Annotated in this window: 7 protein-coding genes; 2 read left to right on the top strand and 5 right to left on the bottom strand. The window is 74.2% G+C overall.

Going from position 1 to position 7,507, the window contains the following annotated elements:
• Positions 1-228 precede the first annotated feature (228 nt).
• The 4 genes from ACPC54_RS08660 to ACPC54_RS08645 all read right to left on the bottom strand — a co-directional run bounded on the left by ACPC54_RS08660 (position 229) and on the right by ACPC54_RS08645 (position 5,800).
• Positions 229-3,135: an amino acid adenylation domain-containing protein gene (locus ACPC54_RS08660; protein ID WP_498962685.1), complete on the bottom strand. Its 2,907-nt coding sequence runs from the start codon at positions 3,133-3,135 to the stop codon at positions 229-231.
• 51 nt (positions 3,136-3,186) lie between these two features.
• Positions 3,187-4,011, bottom strand: coding sequence for a mycofactocin-coupled SDR family oxidoreductase (locus ACPC54_RS08655; RefSeq protein WP_498962683.1), 825 nt, complete (start codon positions 4,009-4,011; stop codon positions 3,187-3,189).
• 62 nt (positions 4,012-4,073) lie between these two features.
• On the bottom strand, positions 4,074-4,772 hold the full coding sequence (locus ACPC54_RS08650; RefSeq protein ID WP_498962681.1) for a thioesterase II family protein: 699 nt from the start codon (positions 4,770-4,772) through the stop codon (positions 4,074-4,076).
• Positions 4,773-5,287: 515 nt separating this feature from the next.
• Positions 5,288-5,800, bottom strand: coding sequence for a DUF1453 domain-containing protein (locus tag ACPC54_RS08645; RefSeq protein ID WP_498962679.1), 513 nt, complete (start codon positions 5,798-5,800; stop codon positions 5,288-5,290).
• A 74-nt stretch (positions 5,801-5,874) separates the two neighbouring features.
• Between ACPC54_RS08645 and ACPC54_RS08640 the strand changes: the two genes are divergently transcribed.
• Both ACPC54_RS08640 and ACPC54_RS08635 read left to right on the top strand, forming a co-directional pair.
• Positions 5,875-6,489 carry a TetR/AcrR family transcriptional regulator gene (locus ACPC54_RS08640; RefSeq protein ID WP_498962677.1) on the top strand — a complete coding sequence of 205 codons (615 nt, stop codon included), beginning with the start codon at positions 5,875-5,877 and terminating at the stop codon, positions 6,487-6,489.
• A gap of 32 nt (positions 6,490-6,521) precedes the next feature.
• The gene (locus ACPC54_RS08635; protein WP_498962675.1) at positions 6,522-6,932 is read left to right on the top strand and encodes a PaaI family thioesterase; all 411 of its coding nucleotides are present in this window, start codon (positions 6,522-6,524) and stop codon (positions 6,930-6,932) included.
• Positions 6,933-6,997: 65 nt separating this feature from the next.
• Here ACPC54_RS08635 and ACPC54_RS08630 read toward each other — a convergent pair whose 3' ends face one another.
• Positions 6,998-7,450 (bottom strand): CBS domain-containing protein, encoded by a 453-nt coding sequence (locus tag ACPC54_RS08630; protein ID WP_498962673.1) that lies wholly within the window; start codon positions 7,448-7,450, stop codon positions 6,998-7,000.
• Positions 7,451-7,507 lie beyond the last annotated feature (57 nt).

The raw sequence follows: 7,507 nt of genomic DNA, 5'->3' as shown, positions 1-7,507 counted from the left end.
CGGCATGTCTAACAGTGGCCGCGAGCCAGCCACAACTTCGTTTGCAGTAACTTGCCACCCCGCCCGTGGAGTTCGATTCGGGCCCCACGAAAGCGGCGGCTTCCCGGGAACGGGGCAGCAAGCTGTCACCTTTCGCGGGAGCGGAAACACGCAGGCGCCACGAGCGGGGTTCCGCCGTGGCGCCTGCGCGGGTCCGGTACGGCCGGGAGGGCTACCATCCGACCCCGCTCAGCTGCTCAACTCCCGCATCAGAGCGATGAACTGACTGGCAATCGAGTTTCGGTAGAAGTCCTGGGCCTGGACCTTCGGCAGGCCCCGCGAGCGCATCTCCCGGAGCACCCGGATGACGAGCAGGGAATTGCCGCCGAGTTCGAAGAAGTTGTCCTGCGGGCCCACCTCGACGTTCAGGACGTGGCTCCACAGCTTCAGCAGCTCCTCGGCCAGCGGGTCGTACGCCTCCTCCTCGACCGCCTCCCGGGCCCGGGCCTGCGCCGGGGCGCCGGCCTGTCCCGCCGGGGCGGGGGCCGGCAGCTTCGCGGCGTCCAGCTTCCCGTTGATGGTCAGGGGGATCGACGCGACCTCGGTGACCGCGGTCGGCATCATGTAGCCGGGCAGGACGCTCCGGGCGCGGGCGAGCACGTCCCGCGCCGTGGCGCCGTCGCGGAGCACGGCGTAGGCGTCGATCCGGGCCGTCGCGGCGTCCCCGGGGACGTCGTGGCTGAGCACCACGGCCGCGCCCGTCACGGCCGGGTCGGCGAGCAGCACCGACCGGATCTCGTCCAGTTCGATGCGGTGGCCGCGCACCTTGACCTGGCTGTCCAGCCGCCCGAGGTGGTCCAGGCTGCCGTCCGGCCGCATCCGGCCGTGGTCCCCGCTGCGGTAGATCCGCTCGCCCGTCAGCGGGTCGGTGACGAACCGCTCGGCGGTGAGCTCGGGCAGCCCGAGGTAGCCCTCGGCCACCCCGGCGCCGCCGACGTGGATCTCCCCGGCGACGCCCGGCGGCAGCAGCCGGCCGCGCTCGTCACGGATCGACAGCGACCACCCGGGCAGCGCCCGGCCCACCGACCTCGACCCGGCGACGACGTCCGCGGGCAGCACGGTCCGCTCGGTGACGTGCACCGTGGTCTCGGTGATGCCGAACATGTTGACCAGGCGGCAGCGGGTGTGCGAGTGCCGGGCGAACCACTTCGCCAGCATCCGCACGTCCAGCGCCTCCCCGCCGAACACGACCAGGCGCAGCGCGAGGTCCCCGCCCAGCTGCCGGTCCGCCTCGACGAGCTGCGCGAACGCGGACGGGGTCTGGTTGAGCACGGTGACCTGCTGCTCGACCAGCAGCTCGTGGAACTCGTCCACGGACCGGGTGACCCAGTACGGCACCACCACGAGGCGGCCGCCGGTGAGCAGGCAGCCCCAGATCTCCCAGACGGAGAAGTCGAAGGCGCTGGAGTGGAACAGCGTCCACACGTCCTCGGGCCCCAGCCCGAGGTTCCCGGCGGTCGCACCGACCAGGGCGGCGACGTTGCGGTGCGGCACGGGCACGCCCTTGGGCCGCCCGGTGGAGCCGGAGGTGTAGATGACGTAGGCGGTCGCCGAGGCGTCGCCGGAGGGCTCGGCGGCCTCCGCGCCCCGACCCTCCCCCAGCGCGAACAGCTCGCCGGGCTCGACCACCCGGGTGCCGTCGACGGCGGGGAACCGGCCGCCCACGCCGATGACCACGGAGACGGCCGCGTTGCCGGTCGTGTAGCGCAGCCGCTCCTCGGGGTAGCGCAGGTCCATCGGCACGTAGGCGCAGCCGGCCTTGAGCACCGCGAGGAGCGCCACCACGAGCTCCGCGTCGCGCTCCAGCGCCACGCCGACCTTGGCGCCGGGCCGCACGCCGAGCGCGCGCAGGCCGGCGGCCATCCGGCTTGCCCGCTCGTCCAGTTGACGGTACGTCAGACGTTCTGTGCCGGCGACCAGGGCCACCGCGTCGGGCTGCCGGCGCACCACCTCGGCGAGCAGTTGCGGGATGGTGCGGTCGCCCGCGCCCGCCTGGGCGTCGAGGGCCGGGGTGCTGCCGGCCCGCAGGACGTCGCGGGCCTCCTCCTCGGTCATCAACTCGGCGGCGGACAGCGGGGTGTCCGCCGGGGCCGCGTCCAGCCAGGTGGCGATCCGGGCGACGTGCGCGGCGAACCGGGCGGCGGCCTGCGCGGAGACCTCGCCCTCGTCGATCCACCAGGTGCCGCGCGAGGTTCCGTCCGGGAGCCGTTCCCAGTGCAGGGTGAGCGGCGCGAGCGGGGCCAGGCAGGGCCGGTGGCGCAGCTCGGCGGCGGCGTCGTCCAGCAGGACGGCGGCGGTCACCGGTTCGGTGGCGCCCGCGTCCGCACCCGGACGGGCCGGGCCGGCGAGCCGGTCCAGGTAGTCCTGGACGCTGCGCCCCTCGTCGACCTCGACGGTCCGCGCCGTGATCCGGTCGTCGGCGTCGGTGCGCAGGTCGCGCACCCCGACCCGGACGGTGGCGCCGGAGCCGTACCGGGTCAGCGCCAGGGCGACGGCGCCGACGACGAGCTGCTCGGGCGTCCGCCCGAGGGCGGGGAGTTCGAGCGGCAGGGCGGTGACCCGGCCCGCCCGCCGGGGGTCGCCGAGGCCCCAGTCGGGCACCGCCCGCTCGGCCGCCCGCGGTCCGGACGGGACGGGCGCACCGCTGCGCACGCCGGGCAGCTCGCCCGGGGCCGGGCCGGTGCCGGTCGTCAGCACGGCGGCCACGGCGGCCAGGACGGGCCTCGGGAGCGCCCGCCGCTCGGCGACCAGGACCAGGTCCGCGGCGCCGTCGCGGTAGCGCAGGAGCACCGCGCGGACCTGGCCGGCGGCCGCCCGCAGCGGGCGCCCGGCCTCCAGCTCCGCCCGTTCGCGCGCCTGGGGGGTGTCCGCGTCCGCGGGCACGGTCTGCTCCCAGAGCCGCAGCGACGCGAGGTCCGGCCAGGTCGCGGCGGCGAGGGCGAGGTTGCGCTCCAGCACGTCGGCCGGTGCCGCCTCCGCCATCCGTACGACCAGGCTGTGACAGGCCCGGGCCCGGTCGCGGGCCCGGGTGGTCCGCAGCGGGTGGTCGGTCGGCACCGGCGGTCTCCCGGCCCGGATCGGCGCTGCTGTCGCCATGGAAGGACTCCTTCGGAATGAGGTGGAGTGCGTCGGCACGGGTGCCCCGGGTCAGCGCGCGCTGAAGCCGCCGTCGACGGTGAGCACGCTGCCCGTGACCTGGCGCGAGTCGTCGCCGGCCAGCCACAGGGCCGCGCCGGCGATGTCCTCGGGTTCGATCAGGGCGTTCATCGGCTGGGCCTGCACGAAGATCTCCTCGTGCTCGTCGACCGCGACGTCCAGGGAACGGGCGATCTCCGAGAGCATCCGGCCCTCGTACACCGGGTCGTCGCGGACCGAGCCCGGGCACAGGGCGTTGACCCGCACCCGGAAGGGCGCGTAGTCGAGCGCGGCGGCCTTGGTCAGCCCGACGAGGCCGTGCTTGGCGGCGACGTAGCCGGCGAAGTTGCGGTACCCGACCAGCCCGGCGGTCGAGGAGACGTTGATGATGCTGCCCGAGTGCTGCTCGATCATCGACGGCGCGACGGCCTTGATCATGCGCCAGGCACCGGACAGGTCGATGTCGATCATGAGCGACCACTCGTCGTCGGTGATCTCGTGCGTCGCCTTGCCCGAAGGGGCGGCGATGCCGGCGGCGTTGAGCAGGACGTCGATGGTGCCGAAGCGGTCCAGCGCCTGGTCCACCACCGCTTCGGTGGCCGCGCGGTCGCGCACGTCCGCGTGCGCGACGACCACGGAGGCCCCGTGCGCCCGGCACAGTTCGGCGGTGTGCGCCAGCTGGCCGGCCGAGCCGAGCGGGTACGGCACCCCCGCCAGGTCCTCGCCGATGTCGACCAGCACCAGTTCGGCGCCCTCGGCGGCGAACCGCTCGGCACAGGCCCTGCCCAGTCCGCGCGCGGCGCCGGTGACCAGGATGTTCTTGCCCTGCAGCAACATGCTCCGACCTCTTCGTCCTTCTCCGGGTCCTCGTCTCGGGTCCGCTGCTCGCGCGGCGCCCGTCAGGCGCGGAGGGCCCGTTCGACCTCGTCCAGCAGCGGCACCGGGGAGTCCACCAGGTACATGTGCTCGCCCGGGAGTTCGACCCGGGCGAAGCCCGCCGCGGTGGCGGCCCGCCACTGCTCGGCCTCCTCGCCGGACACCAGCTCGTCGTCCGCCCCGCGCAGCGAGGTGATCGGGGTCCGCAGCGGCTGGTCGGAGACCGGCTTGTAGTCCTCGTGCATGGCGACGTCGGCCCGCAGGATCGGCAGCAGCAGCTCGCGCATGTCCGGGTCGGCCAGGGCGTCGTGCTGGTAGCCCGCGAACTCCCCCACCCGGGCCAGGAATCCCTCGTCGTCCAGGCCGGTCGCCCGGGCGGTGCGCCCGGTCCAGGGCCCCGGCGAGCCGCTGACGAACAGGTGGCGCAGTTCCTCGACGCCCCGGGCTTCGAGCTGGCGGGCGGTCTCGTAGGCGAGCACCGCGCCCAGGCTGTGCCCGAAGAGCGCGATCGGGCCCTGACCACGGGTCAGGTCGAGGACCTGGTCGGCGAGTTCCGAACCGGCGGCGACGGCGTCCTGGTACGGCTCGTCGATGAAGCGCTCCTCCCGCCCGGGCAGCTGGAGCGGGACGATCGCGAGGTCGTCGCGCTGGAACTGCTTCCAGGCCCGGTAGAAACTCGCGCCGCCGCCCGCGAAGGGCAGGCACACCAGGGAATGCTTCACAGCCGGATTCGCTTTCTTCGTGTGGGGAGTGGTCCTTGCGCCGGGGCGCGGGTCGCGGCCGCCGCGCGCCTGCGGGCAGCCGCCGGGAGGCGCGGGAGGCGGTCGGTCCTCCCGGCACTCGTCGGAGCCGCGGCCGGTGACCGACCGTCAAGCAGGGTTCGGGCTACGGAAGGTGGCGTCGTCGCCGGCAGGCACCGGAACCGCCGCCGGTCGATTCGCCGGTCGGTCCCGGGAATGCCGCGGACGAATTCCTCGGTATTCGAGGAACCCTCTTCGAACGCGCCCGTTCCGATCCAGCTCCCGTCTTCGGGCCATTCCCTCTATTGGGGATCGCGGCGTCTCGGTCGATCTTCGCCACCCCCCGAAAGCGTCGGCAAGGCGCTCCGCAGCAAGATGCCAACACTTCCGGGAGAGGACCGTCCAGGAATTTCACACCTGACAGGAAGCGGCCTTCCCCCCTGTCGCGCCCGGGACTTGGCGGCGCGGAGCCCAGGGGGGGTCCAGATAACCGGACATCACCGGCGGAAGCGGTCCAGACCGAATGACGGGTTCGCGTCACGCGACTCGGGCGCGAACGGGATGCCGGCGGCGAGCGCCCGCCCGCCGACCACCAGCGCCTCCCCCAGGAAGCCCACACCGATGGACAGTTGGACCGGCCGGGCGTCCGCGGCGAGGCCCTGGTGCTCGGCGAGCGCGGCGAAGCCGGCCATCGCGACGAGCGAGACCGCCGCCACCAGCAGGGTCCAGCCGCGGTAGCGCTGCCACAGCACGCCGTCCCGCTCGTAGACCCGGATGGTGGCGCCGCGGCACGCGCCGAACGCGGTGCCGAGCACGGCGCCCGCGCCCACCCAGCCGTAGTCGCCGGCGCCGAGCCCGTGGTGCTGAGCCAGGGCCCACACGCCGAGCCCGGTGAGCACCACCGGCGGCGCGAAGAGGTCCCGGGCGTTGAGCGGTTCGCCGCGCAGCCGCCGGATCACCACCACGACCACCACGGCGGCGATCAGTCCCACGTGCACCCAGCCGTTCATGTCCCACTCCCCGAGTTTTTATAGCTTGACCGTGCTAAATCAGCAATTTAGCCCGCCCGTGCTATAACGGCAACATGCCGAAGATCGTCGACCCCGTGGAGCGCCGCCAGGCCGTCGCCGACGCCGTCCTGCGCGTCGCCGCCCGGGAGGGCCTGGAGCACGCCTCCCTGCGCAACGTCGCCGAGGAGGCCGGGCTGGCCATCGGCTCGGTGCGGCACTACTTCGCGGGCAGCTCCGAGCTGATGCTCTTCGCCATGGGCGAGCTGGCCCGGCGGATCGACGAGCGCGTCCGCGACCACGCCCGCGCCCTGCTCGACCCGGCCGCCGGAACCGACCGGCGCGGCCGCACCCGGGACCTGCTCGCCGAGGTCCTGCCCCTGGACGCCGAGCGCCGGGAGGAGTCCGCGCTCTGGCTCTCCTTCGTCACCGCCGCCCGCACCCGGCCCGAACTGCGGGCCCGCTCCGCCGAGATGCAGGCCGGGCTGGACGACCTCGTCCGGCGCGTCCTGGTCGAGATCGAACGAGCCGGCGCCCTGACCCCCGGCCTGGACCTCGACGTCGAGACCCGCCGGCTCTCCGCCCTCCTGGACGGCCTCACCCTGCAGGCCGTCCAGCACCCCGACCTGGTCGGCCCCGACGAGCTGCGCGCGGTGCTCCGCCGCCATCTGGACACCCTGACCGCTTCCTGACACCGCGCCAACACTCTTGCCACAATGGCCGGATGACCCTCACCACCACCGAAGCGGACAAGATCCTCGCCGAGCACTTCGCCCCCTGGGTTCAGGAGCTCGGCCTGACCACCACCGAGACCGGCGCGCAGCACGCCGTCCTGCGGCTGCCGTGGACCGACCGGCTCGCCCGCGAGGGCGGCGCCCTCTCCGGGCAGGCACTGATGGCCGCCGCCGACACCGCCTGCGTGATCGCCGTCTCGGCGGCCCGCGGCGGCTTCGGGCCGATGACCACCGTGCAGCAGTCGACCAGCTTCCAGCGCGCCATCACGGACCGGGACGTCCTGGTGCGCGCCCGGATCACCAAGCTCGGCCGCCGGATCGCCTTCCTCGACGTCACCCTCACCGCCGAGGGCACCGAGGAGCCGGCCGCGCACGCCACCGCGGTCTACGCCCTGGGCTGACGACCGCGCCCGGGCAGGCCCGGAGGCCTCCCGGCCCTGCCCGGAAGGCCTCCCGCCCGCCCCGCTCAGGCCTGCAGCGCCTCCTTCCGGGGCGGCTGCTCCGCGGTCACCGCCGCCACGAACTCCGCGAGCCGCGCCTGCGGCAGCCCGCGCGCGATGTCCGCCTCGCTGATCATGCCGACCAGCTTGTGCTCGGGGTGGTTGATCACCGGCAGCCGGCGGACCTGGTACTGCTCCATCACCCGCAGCACCTGCTCGCAGTCCTCGTCCGCCTCCACCGTCATCGGCCGCCCCAGGGCCAGGTCGCCCGCCGTCACCCGCGCCGGGTCGAGCCCCTCGGCGACGCAGCGCAGCACGATGTCGCGGTCGGTCACGATGCCCAGCAGCTTGTCGTTCTCCCCGCAGATGGGCAGGGCGCCCACGTGCCGTTCCCGCATGATCCGGGCGGCGGCCGCGAGCGTCTCGTGCTCGCGGATGCACTCCGCGCCCGGGTGCATGATGTCGCTGGCTCTGGTCATGGTCCGCCTCCTGACCTTGCTTCGCCCCCTCGTCCATCCTGGTCCGGGCCGACGGCC

Origin of the sequence: Kitasatospora sp. NPDC094028, assembly GCF_049543595.1 — a bacterium.
Lineage (GTDB): Bacteria > Actinomycetota > Actinomycetes > Streptomycetales > Streptomycetaceae > Kitasatospora.
This window is presented reverse-complemented; position numbering and strand designations above follow the sequence as displayed.

Excerpts from the sequence above, each read along its gene's own strand:
- ACPC54_RS08645 (WP_498962679.1), bottom strand. The coding sequence starts at position 5,800 with ATGAACGGCTGGGTGCACGTGGGACTGATCGCCGCCGTGGTGGTCGTG.
- ACPC54_RS08655 (WP_498962683.1), bottom strand. The coding sequence starts at position 4,011 with ATGTTGCTGCAGGGCAAGAACATCCTGGTCACCGGCGCCGCGCGCGGA.
- ACPC54_RS08635 (WP_498962675.1), top strand. The coding sequence starts at position 6,522 with ATGACCCTCACCACCACCGAAGCGGACAAGATCCTCGCCGAGCACTTC.
- ACPC54_RS08630 (WP_498962673.1), bottom strand. The coding sequence starts at position 7,450 with ATGACCAGAGCCAGCGACATCATGCACCCGGGCGCGGAGTGCATCCGC.
- ACPC54_RS08640 (WP_498962677.1), top strand. The coding sequence starts at position 5,875 with ATGCCGAAGATCGTCGACCCCGTGGAGCGCCGCCAGGCCGTCGCCGAC.
- ACPC54_RS08660 (WP_498962685.1), bottom strand. The coding sequence starts at position 3,135 with ATGGCGACAGCAGCGCCGATCCGGGCCGGGAGACCGCCGGTGCCGACC.